This window comes from Endozoicomonas sp. PH6C, from assembly GCF_059322965.1.
The window spans coordinates 3,864,903-3,883,709 of sequence record NZ_CP185342.1 but is presented as its reverse complement, the minus strand read 5'-3'; the positions used below and the strand labels follow the sequence as shown (position 1 = coordinate 3,883,709).

The following is an 18,807-nucleotide window of genomic DNA, read 5'->3' as shown; positions in this document are numbered from 1 at the left end:
ACAACACATTCAATGTACTTTAGCTTTACAATAGTATCCATAAAAATGAGGCTCTGTGATTAGTATTTGCATATATTAGCACTTGAATTTTCACATAAGGGTTATTTTAAGTTTTGTTACTTCAATAGTTGTGAATAACAAAAAAAAACCAGAGTTTTTGCTCTCGCAGTGCCCCTGGGTTTGGCGTTTGCTTACGATGTAAGCGAGTTTTTTCTCTTTTGCCAGTGGTGAGTGACCGCTAATACCTATGTCAGCATTCTGTCCGATCAAAACCATTTCTGAGTAGCTCTTAACAGATTACGTCCGTAAGTTACGAGCTGCTCAAATAACAGTCGTAGGTGTAGCGATGGGCGTTTGTATCCGATTGCTGTGGGTATTTGATCTGGTACTTTATTCCAGTTTAAAAGCTGCATCAGTATTGTCACCAAGGCTTCAACAGGCAAAGTTCAGGATTAATAAAAAGTACAGAAGCAATGATTGCAGGTTATGTGTTTCAATCAACATTAACCCTGACATTGGGGTTCCCACCACTTGATAAGTATCTGTCCTTATGTGTATTGTCGCTGAGACGGACAACAAAACTGATGATTATCAGCAGGAAGATTGTATGTACTCAGCCATATGGAATCGAATATTACCGGCTTATTGGGCAGGTGCTCTGCAAGGCGCAACGACGGGAACATAGCAAGCTATGTGACCAGAGTTGCAACGCATCACGACTGCATGGATGCAGGAGCTAGAGCAACGCAGGAGCAGTTGCCGCGAGTGCCTGAACAATAAGTCAGAAAATATGATTTCGTATGGTTGAATACTTATGCTGATCACTCAATTGAAATCTGATTAGGCTCTAAAAATGGTCTATATTCCTAACTATTTTGTTAGAAAAGGAACGAATCTGGAATACAGCCATCTAACTATTCATTAAACCGGAGTTAACTAGATAAATTCTATGTTGAAAGTCGAATAAAGTCAGGCTATTTGTCTAACAAAACTCCGAATCTGAAAGTCATTGTTTTTTAAGTCTTGGAGTACATCATGGATAAACCGATTTGTAGTTCTTCTTCCTCTCCCTGCTATGGAGCTCAAGAGCCTTATATCGTTGATCGTACTGATGAGTCTAAATGTTTTGGAATGAAAGTGGATATAGAAACGGCAAAAGTTAAGAAAAGAAAACTAACAGATCAAGAGAGACAAGAATATATTAATGAAAGAAAAATAAAAAATAGATTATCAGCCGCATTATCAAGAGGAAAAAAGAAAAAATACTTGGAAGACTTGGAAAAAGAAGTTAAGGTATTAACCAAAGAACTTAAAGAAAAGAATCAAAAAATAAAATTACTATCTTTTGAATTGGAGGAGAAAGATAAAAAAATTAATAGCCTTGAAGGAGAGTTAAAAAAGACTAGAGAAGAAAAGGAATATTTCAAAAATAACTTTTTTTCATCTGCAAAAAATAAATAAAAAAAGTAAAATCAAAACCTTCTAACTGGTTTTCCTTTTGAACGCGGCTCATAAGCTGGCTTTATGTTCTAATCAAATTCTGTGTTTCTATTTTGAGCCCAAGGCTGGGTGAATCGCGATATTGCCTCATCTAAGCCATATCGCTGGATCATATTAGAAAAAATAAAACCTATGGAAAAAGCACCAAACGCTGCTCCAAAAGTTGCCCCCAGAGTCCAACCAATTGATATTCCACTATCCAAAGTGCTGAGGGCAGCTGACATCTCAGATGATGTAGCAACAATAGATATTCCATAATCAGTGGCATGAATACCAAAACTATCTGAGGGCAATGAATTAAGAACATTAGCATCTTGAAGGAAACAGGCTCCTAAACCACCAAAAAAGCTACCCAATACTGCACCAGATAGTGTTACCGGTAAATTGTATGCTATTGCGGCCATCATCACTCGTGGAGTCAGTACATGACTAATGGGCACATCCCTCAGCACTAATAAGCGCCCTTCCTTTTTAAACACTTCTATGGCTGAACTTTTGGGAGTATATAGGGTATTTACCATGGTTATTATTGCTAAAATGCATTTTAAATAAGTTTTCATATGAACATCGATTATATTCTTTACCTACAACAAGTCTCAGTTTTAGCATAAAAAGTGCTTTCAGGTGGGGTTTCTGTTGGCAGCCATCGCAAACTTGAAACAGTTGATATGCTTTGAAAATCATTCCTATGTATTTGAACTATTGTTATTCTTAATTCTTGGTTGTAATAGAGAATTTTCATGTGCAGTCGGTCATTACGCAATTTTATTCTGTTCTCAACTTTGTCGATGCTTTGCATTTTAGGCAAGGCTGATATTCATGATATTTATATGAAGCATGGTTATAAAAATGTTCATTTATTTCATATCGTTCAATTTCCCTTCGTAAATGGTCTCATTGAATATTTAAATGTAATCTCCCACGACCTTTTGGTTCCAATGCTTGACTTTGTGGTTTCAAGTCAAACTGACCTCCAAGATCTGGATGACTTAATCTATCTAGAACAAGAACTTGCAACCAATTCCAGTGTTCACTCTGAAATACTTAGATGGCTTAATAAATGGTTGTTTTCTTATTAGTTATTCCAGTCAGACATAATAAGCCGTCCATGAGGCTACAGCTGCAGGGCAGCCCCTGAAGGTGGCTTTATATTTTAAAAAAACAGGTAGATTATCACCGTTAATTTCAGTAACAATCTTGTCAGTTGTTTATGGAACAAATGAGAATATTTTGCATCTAAGTTATTAATCATAAAATGAAAAGGAGATTGATTATGGATGCAATAAATTTATCTCGAATGAGTACGAATTGCCATTGCAATTCGAGTTTTTTGAAGCAGAAAGATAGCACCGAAAAACAAATGCCCAGCACTACTCGTTTGACCGAAAATAAACCGATCAGTGAATATTCAGTAGCCAATAATTTAAAAGATTCCTTATTTGAGGGGGCAAAAATTGTCAGCTTTCGGGAAGTACTGGATAATTTCGAAAAAGAGCATGGACAATATGGTGATACTAACTTGATTGCCAAAGGCTATATCAAAATAGCACATACGGAAATTGTTTTACCAAATCATGGAGGTTGGTTATTCGCAGAACTTCCATTTGAAACAGCAATGAAAGTATTATTGCCAGGGCACACGCATGATGGTGAGCGAAAAACCCTTCTTCCAGAGTGTGGCTTAACAGCTAAAGATGCAGCAAATAGTTATAAAGTTTGGACTGAACAAGATAAGCGTAATAATCCGTTATGTTCAGGGTCTCTAAATTATCATTTAGGAAAAGACCCTGCTGAAAAGCCAATCTTTTTAACAGTAGAGCCCATCAATATTCGTTACGACTATGGAAAAATCATAGACGATCCTAAACTTGCTGAGGGAAGATTAGTTCATCTGGATGGTTTGCATCGTTTGGTGTCATTAGCAATAAAAGATGACCCGAAAAGCACTATTCCTGCTTTTATTGCATGCAAGGAAGCACCAAAGAAAATTGATGGTCTAGGGGCAGTTAGCCGAAGTGGTATCGAGAACAACTAATACCATTTAATCTGACAAAGAGCCTCGGAGGACTGCGCTTTCGGAGCAGTCCCTGAGTTCGGCATTATATTCTAAAACTCATCTTTAAAGGGATCATCTTTTTTCATTACAGTGCAGCTTTTATAACTCCCCTTTTTATACTCAATCATACCAATAGAATAAGTTTCATTAATCATCGGCTGAATCTTTAAATTGTAAGCTGCTGTCAAAACTTTTGTAGGTAAGTCTTTATTATCAAATTCTTTAGTGTCATCCAAATCGGTTAATAGCAGCATTTTTTAGTACTGATTTTATCTTTTCGATCAATGGCATCTATGTAAAACCATAATTTATAATGCTTGTAATCAATTAGTTTATCGTTAGCTTTATCAACAATCATCAAAGAATATTGCCCGTATTCACCCGAGCGAAATTTTTCAACAATAATACCCTCCAATAAAGGTACGTAAAAAAAATGATCTTGTGAATATTCAAGTTTGGATTGATGTGTAAATAATATATTGCAAAAAAAGTCAGTGTTTTCTTGATGACCTTCCCATTCTCCCATGAAAGATGGTTCAGAGGAAAATGCAGAGCAGCCAAAAAACAAAAGCGATAGTGCAGATACTTTTGTAGAGAACATAATACACAAGCTCGTGTCAGTGAATTGTGAGTCTATATTCTAGAAAAACGAATATAGACATTGAGAGAATATATACGATATTGTGAGATTAGTCTGTTATACTTAGAATTTTCTATACGACAATGGATTATTTTGAAAGAAAGTCTGACCAACCAAAACGACAATGTGTCCCTAAAAGCCTTACCAAAATAATAATGGACGCACATTACGACAAGCTACTAATGCTTTCATTAGCCGCTTCGTTTCCCATCTCGATAAGCACAAACATAGATTCGATAGTGTTATTGACTTTTTTGATTTTGGTTATATAAATTGCCTTTATCAAGAAAAAAGGCCTGATAGCATGAAGCAATTTATCCTGTTAGTGACAATTTTTGGTACAATGGTACTTCCCCGAATGGGGTATTGTGGAGATAACAGGTTTACAGCTTTACTGCCTTTAACAGCACTCCAGCTCTCTCAAAAGCTCCGAGTCTTTATAGAAGGACAATTACCGAGATACCTTTTGAATCTAAAAGAGGTTAGCGTATGGTCGTTTAACAGGGATCACTACACATCCGATGGAGAAGTTGATGAACAGACTGTTGATGGAGTTATAGTTGTGACTGCCAGCTTTCATACCCCTCTTTTAGATGTTGATGTTGGTCTACAACCCCAATCTTTAAAATCCTATGCTGTGAGTGCCATCATTAACACCTCTTTTTTATCTATTTTGCCATTATTGACTGAGTATTTTAGAGCTCATTTCAACTCTGATAAAAATTACCATCTGGGCCGGGCCAATATTGAACGCAGCCAAGGGTCAGCAGCGGACAATAGCCCTGACGATTCTGGTGATGAGTTTGATGAGAATCCTGGTTTCAGGGATGATGAAGGCGAAGCTGCAGCTGCAGAAATAGATAATGGGGCCAGAGCAATGCGCCGAAAATGCGGATGTTTTGAATGTTCAAATACTAATTGTGATCCTGTATTCGAATCTCCACAATACTGGAAGGCCCATCTGCTCAGTGACAGGGAACAAGGCACTATCACTTATGAAGCCACACTGTATTACTCAGGGTTCCTTAACCCTGTCTCTATTGCCTCGTGTGGAGAGCCAAGCCCCGAACAAAAGGATGGAGACGATTGGCAAAGTGAGGAAGAAGACGAAGCACTGATTACACAGACACGCCAATGTATTGATCTATATGATGAAGGTCTTGATAAAGGGTTGAGTAAGCATCTGTTTTCTGATTCTGACCCCTGATGTCAGGATAAATGTTGCCTCTTTTTGATTGATGACTTCAAATAACAGAGAAAAGATTAGTGTTATTACGGTACCTGACAACTAACTTAGTTCATCATGAATCTTTTCAGAACTTGCTTCGATCGGTTAAAGCCTGTTCATCACCATTGATCCAGCTACTTCAGGACTTTAATGTTAGTTTATATAGGATGGTAGCTTTTTTGAATCTAGTTCCTGTTCTTCAAATCTGATCTGCGCTTCGTATGATTCGTACTCATCTTTAAACATTAGAGTTTGCAGAAAATAACTAAATACTTCTGTGCAATCTGATGATTTTGCTGTTCTTGAGTGGGTTAAAATATCTTTAGAAAAATCATCTAAATTCAACGATGAAATAAAATTTTCGATTTCAGACTCACTCATGTTTTGTATTAAATAATTCCAGCTTGGCGCCAACCTTACTAAACCAGCTCCCCATGCAGTAAAGCCGGTATAACAACATTCTGAATTAAAATAGAAGGCCGAACCATCAATCAATTCACCAAATACATGCCATATGTTGTCAGCTCGTGGGCCTATCCAAACATAAGAAATTACGAATTTTATGTTTTCTGTTGCGACACTCACCAGAGGTTTATACTCAATCATTCCTGGCATTGGTACGCCCCTGATATGATTATTGATTTCCTGATAGTAAAATTCATCATCAAAGTCATCTTCATACTCACTAAACCAATATGTAAAAGCTCTGTAGTCATGCCAGCCTTGCTCCTGGTCTTCGCACTCACGCCATAAAGCAGGAGGAATATAGTCAATATTTAAAGCATTAACTTTATCGCACAAATCGTTTTTTATATGCATACTAACGCTTTGATATACCCCAATATTAAGCGCTTCCATTAGAGATAAAAGATCTTTAGCAGAAAGATAACATAGGATTAATACCCTGATTTCATACAGGTTTAATATTCGAAAATCACCTGCATGAACCTTTGTTGTCGCATTTAAAGCTAAAGCTGTTGTAAGAATTACAAGTATAAAATATGACCGTATATTAATAAGCATTATCATTATCCTTATTGAATTGAGCTTTCGAGTATAGCCTCTTAATTAAGTGACTGGAGTAAATTCCATTCTGAAAGTCTTCATCCGACGCACCTGAGGGGCTCGGCTTGCCCTTTCGTTATGCTCTGGCATTGAAACTTCAGCTGAATAATACACTCTGATGATTTGGAATGGGTTGATCTATAATTGTTTCGTCAAACTTTAGGTTTAGTACCTCATTAGATGCGTGGGTCTGTTTTATGAAAAAGCTAATTTCATGTCTATTCATTTCCGCCTTTCTTCTTACCGGTTGCAGTTCGAACAGCCCGGAAGAACAAGATTTCCAACCTTTGGTTGGATCTGATCGGGATGAGCACGGGTGCATTGGTTCTGCCGGCTATCTTTGGTGTAAGCGTACAAACAGCTGTGAGAGACCCTGGGAACTCGCAAAAAAAGCTGGATTTGAAAACTCGGAAAAGGGCTTTTCAAGCTATTGCAAACAGCCGCAAAATCAATAAATCTGAACTTGTCCGGAAATACCCGCGTTTTTCAAGATTAAGAGATACGCCACGAACAATAGTAACGTCCAGACACTCCGGCAGGTAGACCAATCTGCTGATGATCCACCGACTTCGCCAATGAAGAGCAGAGTCAGACACTGACCAGGCAATCGAAGCTTGGCAGCAGGCCTGTCTGGGACAAATATCCTAACACAGTCGGCACCCATGGTTAGTATTATTGACTTGAGGAGGATGCAAACCTTTCCTGGCTCGACAAGTGCCATTGACACAATGTCCTATGAACAATCTCCATAGGTAAAAACTCCTGCTCAAGTCTCCCTTTTTCGTGGAGCCTGAGAGCTGTCAGGAATTGCTGTTCTTCATCCTTCAGTGCTGTAGAGTCTTCATTTACCGATGGGTTTGGCTCTGCAACTGCTTTACTTTCCTGGTACTGATTGAACAGCGCCTGATTCATTAAAAGTGCCGAAAGCTCTGGATGATATTTGCGTGCTCTGGCCAGCATGGTCAGTCCCCAGGTGTCCATATCACCCCAGTAAGCCAGGACTTTTGAGGACAGCCAGGCAGCTTGCATCCATGACAGGTTCAGGCCTGCGCCCAGGATGGCTATGGTATTGGACAGTGCAGGTAACAGGTGCAGGCATTGTTCATTTTCCACAATCAGGATCTTGTCGGCCGGTAAAGGGGTGGTGACGAGTTCCTGATCTCTGACCCTTAGCTGTTTGAAAGGCAACAGTGCCCCATCCAGGTCTGCGATTAATAACCAGTGGTGACTGTCGTCCGTAGCGTCAAGAAATTCCTCAAGCCCCAGTCTGCTTGCCAGCCCATCAAACCGGATATCAAGCAATTGCCGGATCAGCAGGTGATTGCGCTCGAAAAATTTGGTGTCGGTATTGGCCACCCCGAGAGAGCGCAGTGGCACGCCCCGGGCACAACCAGGGGTTAGGATCATGGCCAGCCTGGCGGCTTTGATCACTTCGTCTGCCGGTTTGGCCAGCCAGCGTCTTTGGCGTACGAAGTATGGATGAAAAATCGGGTCTACCTGACTGATGATTGTCAGTAGTTGTTGATATTCATGTTTGCTGTTTTTACAACCGCTTGCTTCAATCCATTCACTGGGTTTTGACAGCACCCAGTAGACAGGAACCTCAATAGCGGTGGCAGCTCCCCGATAGTTAACCGGAGTCCACTGTACCTCACCGATGTTTATTTGCCGCCATTGCTGGAAGTGCTGTCTGATTTTGTCCGGCTGCTGGCTGATGACCTGCGATGTTGGCCTGCCAATTCTGATTTTCAGGGGCCAGCTGTCCGCCATCAGCAGGCGTGTTTCCCTGATGTTGGCGTTATTCCACTGTCTGGTCAGCTCCCGAGCTATGTCATCTGGTGATTTCATGATTGGCTGGCTCATCCGTAGCAACAGGTGATTGGGTTGCGATCAGGCTCTTTTTGTTGGCGTGTTGTGCAAGGGTTTCCCAACGCATGGGCGTCAGCGTGGCTTTCATCCCTTTACGGTGAACCAGAATGGCTGATTGGGTATGTGCCCGTAGCAGGCGGATCTCTTTATTGGGTGTGACAAACAGTGGGTGAAGACCAAACTCATTGAGGGCAGAGATTATTCTGCCTGCCACCGCCTGGGAGCTTTTGGAGAAGGCTTCATCAAGGACAATTGTTCCAAATAATGGGCGGGCTGCACCTGCAGGACAGAGTGCATAGCTCAGGGAAGCGGTCAGAATGTAGCTGGCCAGGATTTCTTTTTCACCGCCACTGCCACTCTGGGACCCCTTAAGCCGTTCAATAATGGTGTGATCCGAACGGTCGCAAACTTCTACCGTGAACTGCAGTCGATAGCGGGGATCAAGCAGTGCCCGAGCCCCCAGATTTCTGCGATTGTCACTGGCCTCCCGCAGTAAACTCACCATATTCACCAGGGCCTGGTAATGGCTTTCACCATCGTCGTCTTTCAGGGAGGCTGCCCGCAGATGGCGACGGGCCGACTCCAGAGTGCGCAGACTTTCATGGACGACGCGCTGGGGTTTTAACTGAAGATATTGCCCGGGCTTGAAATCCACCCGTTGCAGGGTACGGTTCAAGTCTTCAATGCGCTCTTCCACCTGACTGACTTCGTTATCAATAGTATTCAGCAGCTGTGTGACACCCTGATCAGAGGATTGGTTAAGGTAGTTTTTAAAACGCTTCTGTTTTTCTGGTAAGGCTTCTTCGGTCAGAACTTTCAGTCGTTCGAGGTATTGAGGCATATCCATTAGCTCGGTGCCCGCTTCACTGAGGGCGCCGGTATCCTGTTTCTGGGCCTCGTTCATTTGCCGGATCAGTTTTCCTTCGGTGGTTTTTATTGCCTCCTGCAGTTCCTTAATACGGGTCGTTGACTTGTTCTGGGCGTCTTTTTCCTGGTCGGGCAGGTCGTCAGGGTTAACTGCAGAGAGATCAGGCAGTCGTCCTGTGGCCAGTTCCATTTGCTCATTGGTCAGGCCAGGGCCAATGGCGGCAAATGCTTTGTTCTTTTTCTGCTCAGCAGCGTTCAGTTGGCTGTCCAGCGCACCCAGTTGTTGCCCTTTCGCATTTATTTGTGCCCGTACTTCCTTCATTGCAGCTCTGACCTGATCCAGCTCCACCTTGGCTTTGGCGGCATCGGAATCGGGTGCTAACAGGGTGGCCAGCTGTTGCTTAAGATGGCTCAGTTGCTGTTCGTACTCCGGCAGGTTAATCTCTTCAAAGCTAATCTCTGATAGCCTGCTTAATAAGTCCAGCTTTTGTTGTATTGCCTGTTTCTGCTCCTCGGCTTTTGTATATTTCTGATTGAAGAGCTTTTCTTCCTGCCGCAGTGTCTGAATTTCTGTCTCCAGACTGGCGAGACGGTCGCGGTTGTCAAAGCCGGTCATCCAGTTCTCATGCAGGGAGCGTTGATCCTGCTTTTCATAGCGACCGCCGGAGCCGGACATCAAGCCCTGTTGGGTCATGGCGTGGGGGGTTATTTTTAACTGGTCCGGTGAGTCGACACAATGGCGATCAATACTGGCCAGAAGCATTTTCAGTGCTTCCCGGTGAGAATGGTCTTTAAAGTTGAGTTTGCGGGTAAAACCATCGTCATAAAACCGGGGCTGTGTATCCGGTTTCCTGGCATCCTGCAGTCGAACATGGACCCGGTTATGACGACTGTTGATCCAGCGAAGTGCCGCTTTCATATGCTCTGAAGGGACCAGGATCCGTTCCCGATGGCTGCCAATGGCACGTTCAATCGCTCCGCGCCACGCTTTTTCTTCAGCCTTGACTTCTACCAGCTCTGCTACGAACGGCAGGGATTCCTCTTGTAGCTGCAGTGCTTCAGCCAGATCGCTACGGAAACTCTGTAGCGATCCCTTGATATTGGAGCCGGGTCTGGCTTTAACGCTGTCGTATTCCTTACTGGCTTCTGTCAGCTGCTTTTCTCTGGATACCAGCTCAAATCCCAGTTCTTTTACTTCGTTTTCCCGTTGTTCTGCCTGTACCTGTAACGCTTGCTGCTGCTGGTCTATCTGCTGTTGGTTGGCGGTGAGTGCTTTTGCCGACAGGGTGTCATCAAGGTTGAGATTGCGGGCCAGTGTCTGGTAATTTTTGGCTCGTTGACGACAATCGGCGGTTAGTCTTTCCTGCTGTTCAATTTCACGGCCTAAAGACTCGATACTGGCCCCTCCCGCCTTCAGATAGACTTCATTTAACCGGTCTGCCTGATCCTGAAGCTGGGTTTGTTGCTTCTGACCCATTTCAATGGCGCTACGGACATCGGCTATTGATGTGTTCAATGCCTCAATCCTGGCTGTCCAGAGTTGGTGGCCTGCTATAGCAAACCAGATGGGAATAATGCCCGACAGTTCCTGCTGCTCGGATAGCTTAAGTGTCTGCTTCTGATAGTCTTTATTGAGACTCAACAAGGGCTGGAGTGAGCTCTGCTGACGGCGGGCAGTGTTCAGCTCTTCATGGATGATGGCAAGATCATCAAATTCCGTAGCCACTTCACCGGCCCGCACAAACATTGAACGGTCTTCAAGTACCAGCTCCCGGAATATCTCGTCAACGCTGTTCAGTTGTTTCAGACCTGCTGCCCGGTTCAGCAGGGGAAAGGCATTTTTGCCCACTTCAAAAAAGCGCTGAATCTTATCCAGGTAAGCTCTTTTACTGTCAAACAGTTTTAGATCGGGCGTATTGCGCTCAAACTGCCTCAGTGCGCGTTTACCGCCTTCTTGCAGTCGGGTCAGCCACTCCTCCAGAGTTTGATCGTTGCGTTGGGTAAATAGCCAGAGTCTTTTCAGGTCTGTGGAAGCATTGCCTGGCACATCAATCCAGAACAGACCGCCAATATGCACCACCTGATCGCGGTGTTCAAAGCGGGCTGCCAACCCGGTGATGGTCCTACCGGTGCGGGCGATATGGTTATCATCGCCAGAGTTGTTACCGGCACCTGTCACCCCGCGAACGTAGGAGATCAGATCCCGGTCGCTTTCATGCCCGCCAGTGGAGGCCAGATTGTATTTGGGTTGAGCAACGATCAAGGTCATCAGGGCATCAACCAGTGTGGTTTTACCACTGCCTGTTGGGCCAATAATAGCGGTACCATTCAGGTCAAACGTAGCCTGGTTGTTTCCCTGGAACGGTCCCCAGTTATAGAGGCTCAGCTCTTTCAGAACAAAAGCGGTGTCCGGTTGATCAGTTGCTTGAAAAAGATCAATGCTTTTTGTCGGGCTATTCTTGTTTTTCGGTGGTAGAGCGTCGTCGTGTTGTGAATTGTTGTGGTCGCTCATGGCTTACTGCTCTGCCTCATCACGGACAATGGTTGTGGAAACGTCATCAGACGGACTGTGTGATTGCTTGAAGTGGTTCAACAAGGTTTGCAGGCTCTCAGGATTCGCCAGATGTGTGATGATGGGTCGGATGGCTACTGTTTGCTGTTTGTCGTCTACTGAAACCAGTCCGTGGATGGAGAGCTTGTCCAGCAGATTATCCAGCCGCTTGCGTTCACGGGAGTCGCTCCCCATATCACCCAGGTAGACCTGAAGCTGGGAAAGCAGTTCTTCAATATCAACCCGTGCATCACTGGCACCAATCCCGGCTTCTTGTTCATGGGCGATATACTGTTGTCGAAGTATGGCGATCAGGAGTGATTGTTCCATAGTAATCCGTTGTCGCCTGACCAGTGGATGTGTCCATTCATCACTGTCTGCCCCGTCTTCTTCCTGGTTTTGCCACAGGTCGCTAACCACCAGAAATGCAAGGCCACGGATATCATCAATGGTGAGTTTCAGATCCAGAGGTTCCAGAATTTGATTGATCTGCTCCCGGGAGACAACGGACTGTTGATAGAGATTGGGTCGACGGCTGGCTTCAAGATAACCGAATTTCATCAGCTCCTGTACAGCCTTCTTTATGTTTTTAGCCGTTATTGTGGTTGAGCTTTCATGCTGCTGGCTGGAGGACTGGTCTTCTGGAGCATCTGCCGGGGGCTGCTGTTTCTGCGTCCCGGAAGCAATCAGTTGGTCAAAAAAATCGCTCATAGCTTTACAGCTCCCAATTAATGGCGGACAGGGTTTCCTCTTCCAAATTAGCTTTTGGCAGATAGAATCGGAGCCAATGTCCATCGCGGTCCTGAATATCCAGTTGCTCCTCATCCTGATCAATAATCAGTTCCGCTTCCCTGGCCATGCTTAACCAGAGTGCCAGGGTTTCCAGGTCGTGGGTCGGGGGCAGGTGTTCTGCCAGCTCGGCGATGGTCATGGGGGTGCCCCGGCGCTTTAACAGGGCAATGGTCTGTTCCAGAAGGGCTTCTCTGTCCAGACCATCAAAGGCGTCCCAGAAATCATCGTCCAGCTCATTCAGATCGACGGCACCTTGAGTGAGCAATAGCTCCCGGGATTCCAGCCGCTCAAGGGACTTGAACGTCAGTCGTTCAATCAGAGGCAGTCCGGATAAGGGGATAGCCAGCGGCTTGAATGGCGCGGGGGCGCGTCGTAATTTCTGGTTCTGCCAATCCAGATTCAATGCGCTTTCCATAATGTCATTCAGCAGTTGGCCCACACGATGGTGCTCGGCTGCCAGTCCGGATTTCAGAAAACCTTTCACATCGCGTTCGCTGCGGGCTCTGGCACGAATTACATATTCGGACTCCCGGACCAGACTGGAGGTGAGCCAGCGCAGTTCGGCGGACTGTTGTTGTGTCAGGGCCTTGCGGCAGGGGGCACTGCCAAGAATACTCCGTAATTGATGCTTCATATTCTCCAGCTCAACCGAGTGGCTTAGCTGCTGATAAAAGCCCTGGAAAACCTGGCCTTCGGGTGTGTTCAGGAGATGGTCGTGGTTATCGAGCAGGCGGTCGACGATCTCTCCCCGGTGGTGCTGTTCACTGATAATGGATTGGCGGAGGTGACGATCTGTCTCCCGATAGGAATCTTCAACTCTGCGAAAGTCCGACTTCAGTGTCATGGCCAGGTTATAAACTTCCCGTATATTTTCTACTGCAGATGGCCCGTCAAGCACTTTAAATTCACCACGATTAACCCGTTCCAGCTCCTGTTGCAGTGCATCGATCTGTCGTTTCAGTGCATTTGCCCGACTTTTCTGATCGGGGTTGAGCTTGGCTTCAAGATTATCGATCTCCCGTTGAACGGTGGCCAGACGGGAAGCAGTAGACGTCATAATGCGGTTATCCATGCCGTCAATAAACTCCATGGCCTGTTGCAGGGCATCCGTAGCAAACAGCTGACCTTCCCGTTCTACGATCAGCTTGCGTCGACGCCACTCTCTCATTTCCTTTTTGGCTAACAACAGAAAGTCTTCGGTATCGATATCGAACTCATCGTGATTGACAAACTGACTGAGAATTTCGGCCAGAAGGTGGAGGGCTTCTTCTTCTGATACTGCCTCCCGTTCCTGCTCGAACAGAGTCTTAAGGCAACTGATCATCAAGGGGCCACGTCGGGATGCCAGCAGCTGCCAGGCTGGATTCTGGTTGCGGGCCAGCACTAGGTCGTTGCTGAGTTTACTATCGGGGGAGGGCATTTTTGTAGTCCCGTCAGGTGCTGGAATAGGGGCTGATTTTATAATAGTTGGCGATATTATCGGACTACAGAACTTTTTAAAAAGCTCATCGTCTTGATATGTCCTTTCCCTTTCCTTGACGATGGTTGCTAACAAAAGCCCTGAATTTTGATGCGGAGTTTTTCAACAAGGTTTGCAGGTTCTCGGGATTCGCTCCCCATATCCTTTAAATCAGTGGTTGCCGACAGGCAATCCACTGGGTTTTGTTGTTAAGTGGCGTGTTACTTGCTGGCCAGGTGGTTCACGATCTGGATCAGAAGTTCTTCGCTCTTGTCGAAACGACGATCAACCGCTTTGAACTTCTCATCAACCGCTTTGAACTTCTCCCGTTGTTCATTGAGGATCAGAGAGACCACCCCGTGAGTAGTTTCAAGAATTTTGTTGTTTTCTCGAAAGGCATACTCAAGGTGTTCAACCTTTTGCTCAAGCCTGGTAACTCTTGCCTCTAGCGACATAGGTACTACCCATTTTTATTGAATGAGCCACCAGAATAGCAGACTTTGAGAGATGGTACAGAGACACCTGACACCCAGACAGACATGAAACTGGGAAAGCAGTTTTTCAATATCAATCTGTGCATCACTGGCACTAATTCCGGTTTCTTGGCCCGTATAAAACTGTCAAGTAGGCTAATTTTGATCGCATGTATACCTATTCATCAAACAAAGCTTTCTTACGTCATCAGTCAGCTGGTGATATGACTTATCAATCCTTTGAAAATGACCAGATCATTGATACCAAACGGGGCACATAATTGTTCCGTCATAATTCAGGGTGTCTTGAACGGTAGCCAGAACACTACATGAGGTTCATGGATTCATACTTCCCAATCAGTTCATTAATATTATTATGTTTCCAATAGTCATTACCAACATGGAGCTTTATTGAATTAGATCCAAGATCACCTGTAAACGTAATGATCGTTTCTCCATTTTCCGATTCCATTTTAACCCTGCCATGCTTTGAACTGGCCAAGGGAATAAAATTAACTCCAACACCTTATGAGGTTGGGATAATATTGATGTGGCATTTCAACAAATCTTTAAAAACCAGACATTCGACAATTTTCTTTTTTACATCGCTGGCATCCAATTTCAGGTGCACAGAAGGGTGATGTATTTTTTCCAAACGAGCTATCTTTGCACCTTTGAAGTTGAAAGAGCAAGGCGATTTTCTATGTTTGTTAACTGTAAAGCCCCGGAGATCGGAATGCCCTTCATGGCGAATGGATTTCAAGGTTGATGGCTGGGTGTCCTGATTTTGCACTTCATAAATATCATTCATTCGTCCTCCAGTTCCCACCCTGTATCATATCTATCCAGCGTATCAAGGTATTGTCTCAGCTCGGAGATTTTTTGTTCAATGGCTTCTCTTTCACTAGGGAATTTTTCTTTGTACCCAGGAAGATGTGCCAATGTACAGTATGTCACAGCTTGAATTGTGACTTTATCGCCTTTTGACCAGTTATTGTTGAGGGGATGGGTGAGTATGTCATTAGCGACTTGCAGCACTTCATCGAGGCTCAGTGATAGACAACCAGGAGCCTGCTTCATCATCTGATTAACATGATCCCCGTAATACAAACTAACGGTTCTTTCCTGAAAAGACCGAAGACAATACCCCCTGTTTTCTGGCCAGCATTGAGAAAGTTTATTACTAATATCACTGGTTTTAACCCCCATGCTACCAGCAAAAGCATGTCCGGCTTCTTCAGCAGTTGACTGGGGTGCATCCACTTCTTGAGGTGGAGTATTGGTTCGAAATAAGCTAATCATTCCTGTTCTCCTCTTTGTAAGCGTATAAATTTGAGATTTTCTAACACATATATATTTTGACCAACAAATCAGAAAATAGTTCAAGTGACCCACCTGAATGCTCAAGAAATTACTGAACATCTAAAGAATCTAGCAGCCTGTCGGACTTAAGCGTCCGTAGCGAGGATTGCAAGAAATTGAGGATAAAAATCTCTGTTTCTGAGGAGAATAGCGAGCTATTTGACGAAGAAACAGAGATTTTTAGACCAATTTATTGCAACCGCAGTAGGACAGTCTTAAGTCCGACAGGCTGCTAGAGCCAGAATAACCAGGCCGGCTTCTATTATCAGCAGCTGAGCCATTCGATTGAGCTGGAGAATATGAACCATCAATTACGGAGTATTCTTGGCAATTCCGCCTCCCGCAAGACTCCTGACACAACAGCAGTCCGCCGAACTGTGCTGGCTCATCTCCAGCCTGGTCCGGGAGTCCGCGTCAAAATCAGGACATCCAGCCTTCAATACAGAAACCCATTGGGCATGAAGAGCATTCTAATCGAGAGGGCTATTCCGATGTCGGAGGCTTTAGTATTTTCAAGCATGAAGCACCACCTCTCTATTTTGGCCACGACATAGTCAGAGCGGCAAGGATAGCTCGTCTGGAAAAATTACATCACCCTTCTGTACATCTGAAAGTGGATAGCTATCTTAAAAAGACAGTTGTCGGATGTCTGGATTTTAAAGAATTGTTGAAAGGCCGCATCGAAATTCTCCCAACCATATCAGGTTCTGGATTTAATGCTCATCCTTTGGGCGGTTCAAAGGATCGCAAGGTTGAAATGCAGTGGGGAAATGGTGAAACGATTATTAAGTTTACAGGTGACCATGGAATTGAGCCAACAAAGCTCCATATTGGTAATGACTATTGGAAGTATAATAACATTAAATTACTGATTGAAACGTATAAATCCAAGAACCTCATGTAGTTTTCTGGTCCATCCAGTAGGTCATTTGAACTATTTTCTGATTTATTGGTCGAAACAACAGAGTTTAGAAAATCTCTAATTTATACAATCAAAAACAGGAAAAAAGGAATGAACAACATACCTCGAACCAGTGCTACAACTTCAGCATTAAGCAGTCTGCCGCCAACAGATGATGAAGAAGTCGTCCGTGCTTTTGATGATAACAAGGAGGTTAAACCCAGTGATATTGGCAATGAACTTTCTCAACGTTGGCCAGAAAATGCAGGGTGTCTTCTTCAGGAAAGAAGCGTTGCTTTGTTTTGTGGGGATCGGGTCAAACAGATGCGTAGAGAAATCGAAGCTTTCTTGAGGTCTCTCGACTCTAATCATCATGGTTACTTTACAACCAAGTTCCATGATTTGCTAAAAGTTGTTGATGAAACACTCTCTCACCCCCTCAACCAGGACTGGTCAAAGATTGATGCAGATATGATGAGAGGCCTGGCACATATGATAATTGGCCATCTTATTCATTATGGCAACGAACTCCCTAGTGAAAGAGTAATCATTGAACATAAAATAGAAGAGCTGAGACAATACATTGATACGATAAAACGTAACACTGTTGAAACCAGTGTATGAATGCGGTCACTTCTGGTACCGGTGGGCGGACTCGAACCGCCACGCCCGCAAAGGCGGGGGATTTTGAATCCCCTATGTCTACCAATTCCATCACACCGGCACTGTTTTCAGGACTGGGCTGTCCCGAGAAGATGTGGCGTAGTATACATAAGCCCGAATCGTTTTCAACAGCCGTTTTGCCCTGAGAGCTGGTATTCGGTATTTCTGATTATTTTTTCTTCCTTACGTAGTAACTGAAACCAAAGTGCATAGAATGTCGCCTGACAGAGTTGGAGTTTTACAGTATATTATCCTGCTTTTTTGAGAAATGGCCCTGTTTGCCCGTACTCGTGATTCGAATCGGTTGAGCTGTCTAAGGCTGTTTAGTTTTCAAGTACCAGGTCACACACCCACTATGCGCGTCAGTGATTTTGATTTTGAGCTGCCCGACGAACAGATTGCCCGGTTTCCTGCCAGGGAACGAACCGGTAGTCGTCTGTTGCGGCTTGATGGTCCGACAGAAACCATTACCCATGGGCAGTTTGCCGATGTAGAAAGTCTTCTGGAGCCCGGCGATCTACTGGTTATGAACAACACCCGGGTGATTCCTGCGAGGCTGTTTGGCCAAAAGGAGACCGGTGGTAAACTGGAAGTTTTGATAGAACGTGTTTTGGAAGAACGAAAAGTTTTAGCGCACATACGTTCCAGTAAAGCGCCTAAGCCCGGCAGCCGTATCTTTCTGGCTGATGGTTGTGTGCAAGCAGAAGTGACAGGTCGGCAGGGGGCTCTGTTTCTCATTGACTTTGATATGCCCGTGCTGCCTCAGTTACAAGAGCATGGTCATATGCCGCTTCCTCCCTACATCGACCGTGAAGATGGTAGTGCGGATCGTCTGAGGTACCAGACGGTGTTTGCTCAAAAAGACGGTGCTGTGGCAGCGCCAACGGCCGGCCTGCATTTTGACGAAGCCATGTTACAACGCCTGAAAGATAAAGGTGTTGAGCAGGCTTTTGTTACTTTACACGTAGGCTCTGGCACTTTTCAGCCAGTGCGGGTTGAGCATATCGCCGACCATGAAATGCATTCTGAGTACATAGAGGTGCCGGAAGAAGTCTGCGAAGCAGTCAATGCCGCTCGTGCCCGGGGTGGCAAAGTTGTGGCTGTAGGGACTACATCGGTACGTTCCCTGGAGTCAGCGTCCAGAGATGGGGAAATCAAACCCTTCTTCGGTGATACCGATATCTTTATTTTCCCGGGTTATGAATTCCGTTCTGTAGATGCAATGATCACGAACTTCCACCTTCCACAGTCAACATTGCTGATGCTGGTCAGTGCCTTTTCAGGCAAAGACGCCATACTTCGGGCTTATAACGAGGCGGTGAAAGAAGGCTATCGATTCTTCAGTTATGGCGATGCCATGTGGCTGACCCGCAAAGCCTGA

Annotated in this window: 17 protein-coding genes and 1 tRNA gene; 6 read left to right on the top strand and 12 right to left on the bottom strand. The window is 44.5% G+C overall.

The window, feature by feature from the left end:
* The first annotated feature begins 1,035 nt into the window (after positions 1-1,035).
* Positions 1,036-1,461 carry a hypothetical protein gene (locus tag ACOMG9_RS14945; RefSeq protein WP_494529029.1) on the top strand — a complete coding sequence of 142 codons (426 nt, stop codon included), beginning with the start codon at positions 1,036-1,038 and terminating at the stop codon, positions 1,459-1,461.
* A 68-nt stretch (positions 1,462-1,529) separates the two neighbouring features.
* Here the strand turns inward: ACOMG9_RS14945 and ACOMG9_RS14940 are convergent, their stop codons facing one another.
* Positions 1,530-2,060, bottom strand: coding sequence for a hypothetical protein (locus tag ACOMG9_RS14940; RefSeq protein WP_448217466.1), 531 nt, complete (start codon positions 2,058-2,060; stop codon positions 1,530-1,532).
* Positions 2,061-2,773: 713 nt separating this feature from the next.
* Between ACOMG9_RS14940 and ACOMG9_RS14935 the strand changes: the two genes are divergently transcribed.
* Entirely contained in the window at positions 2,774-3,535 is a 762-nt protein-coding gene (locus tag ACOMG9_RS14935) for a DUF6309 family protein (protein ID WP_448217465.1), read from the top strand.
* A 71-nt stretch (positions 3,536-3,606) separates the two neighbouring features.
* Here the strand turns inward: ACOMG9_RS14935 and ACOMG9_RS14930 are convergent, their stop codons facing one another.
* Positions 3,607-3,810, bottom strand: coding sequence for a hypothetical protein (locus tag ACOMG9_RS14930; protein ID WP_448217464.1), 204 nt, complete (start codon positions 3,808-3,810; stop codon positions 3,607-3,609).
* Positions 3,798-4,157 carry a hypothetical protein gene (locus tag ACOMG9_RS14925; protein WP_448217463.1) on the bottom strand — a complete coding sequence of 120 codons (360 nt, stop codon included), beginning with the start codon at positions 4,155-4,157 and terminating at the stop codon, positions 3,798-3,800. The genes ACOMG9_RS14930 and ACOMG9_RS14925 overlap by 13 nt, the downstream gene beginning before the upstream one ends.
* Before the next feature lie 343 nt (positions 4,158-4,500).
* On the opposite strand from ACOMG9_RS14925, the gene ACOMG9_RS14920 reads away from it, so the two are divergent.
* Entirely contained in the window at positions 4,501-5,403 is a 903-nt protein-coding gene (locus ACOMG9_RS14920; protein ID WP_448217462.1) for a hypothetical protein, read from the top strand.
* 174 nt (positions 5,404-5,577) lie between these two features.
* Here ACOMG9_RS14920 and ACOMG9_RS14915 read toward each other — a convergent pair whose 3' ends face one another.
* The 8 genes from ACOMG9_RS14915 to ACOMG9_RS14880 all read right to left on the bottom strand — a co-directional run bounded on the left by ACOMG9_RS14915 (position 5,578) and on the right by ACOMG9_RS14880 (position 15,802).
* Entirely contained in the window at positions 5,578-6,447 is an 870-nt protein-coding gene (locus ACOMG9_RS14915; RefSeq protein ID WP_448217461.1) for a hypothetical protein, read from the bottom strand.
* Positions 6,448-7,161: 714 nt separating this feature from the next.
* On the bottom strand, positions 7,162-8,337 hold the full coding sequence (locus ACOMG9_RS14910) for a Wadjet anti-phage system protein JetD domain-containing protein (protein ID WP_448217460.1): 1,176 nt from the start codon (positions 8,335-8,337) through the stop codon (positions 7,162-7,164).
* A complete protein-coding gene (locus ACOMG9_RS14905; RefSeq protein ID WP_494529028.1) occupies positions 8,321-11,737 on the bottom strand; it encodes an ATP-binding protein in 3,417 nt (1,138 codons plus the stop codon). Before ACOMG9_RS14905 ends, ACOMG9_RS14910 begins: the two co-directional genes overlap by 17 nt.
* 3 nt (positions 11,738-11,740) lie before the next feature.
* Complete coding sequence (locus tag ACOMG9_RS14900) at positions 11,741-12,487, bottom strand: DUF4194 domain-containing protein (RefSeq protein WP_448217458.1); 747 nt, start codon at positions 12,485-12,487, stop codon at positions 11,741-11,743.
* A gap of 4 nt (positions 12,488-12,491) precedes the next feature.
* A complete protein-coding gene (locus ACOMG9_RS14895) occupies positions 12,492-13,988 on the bottom strand; it encodes a DUF3375 domain-containing protein (protein WP_494529027.1) in 1,497 nt (498 codons plus the stop codon).
* Positions 13,989-14,248: 260 nt separating this feature from the next.
* Entirely contained in the window at positions 14,249-14,482 is a 234-nt protein-coding gene (locus ACOMG9_RS14890; RefSeq protein WP_448217456.1) for a hypothetical protein, read from the bottom strand.
* Between the two features lie 544 nt (positions 14,483-15,026).
* Entirely contained in the window at positions 15,027-15,311 is a 285-nt protein-coding gene (locus ACOMG9_RS14885; protein WP_448217455.1) for a hypothetical protein, read from the bottom strand.
* On the bottom strand, positions 15,308-15,802 hold the full coding sequence (locus tag ACOMG9_RS14880) for a hypothetical protein (protein ID WP_494529026.1): 495 nt from the start codon (positions 15,800-15,802) through the stop codon (positions 15,308-15,310). The genes ACOMG9_RS14885 and ACOMG9_RS14880 overlap by 4 nt, the downstream gene beginning before the upstream one ends.
* Before the next feature lie 673 nt (positions 15,803-16,475).
* On the opposite strand from ACOMG9_RS14880, the gene ACOMG9_RS14875 reads away from it, so the two are divergent.
* Both ACOMG9_RS14875 and ACOMG9_RS14870 read left to right on the top strand, forming a co-directional pair.
* Entirely contained in the window at positions 16,476-16,766 is a 291-nt protein-coding gene (locus ACOMG9_RS14875) for a hypothetical protein (protein ID WP_448217453.1), read from the top strand.
* Positions 16,767-16,874: 108 nt separating this feature from the next.
* A complete protein-coding gene (locus tag ACOMG9_RS14870; RefSeq protein WP_448217452.1) occupies positions 16,875-17,387 on the top strand; it encodes a hypothetical protein in 513 nt (170 codons plus the stop codon).
* 13 nt (positions 17,388-17,400) lie between these two features.
* Here the strand turns inward: ACOMG9_RS14870 and ACOMG9_RS14865 are convergent.
* Positions 17,401-17,487 (bottom strand) — tRNA-Leu (locus ACOMG9_RS14865).
* A gap of 294 nt (positions 17,488-17,781) precedes the next feature.
* Between ACOMG9_RS14865 and queA the strand changes: the two genes are divergently transcribed.
* Complete coding sequence (gene queA / locus ACOMG9_RS14860; protein WP_448217451.1) at positions 17,782-18,807, top strand: tRNA preQ1(34) S-adenosylmethionine ribosyltransferase-isomerase QueA; 1,026 nt, start codon at positions 17,782-17,784, stop codon at positions 18,805-18,807.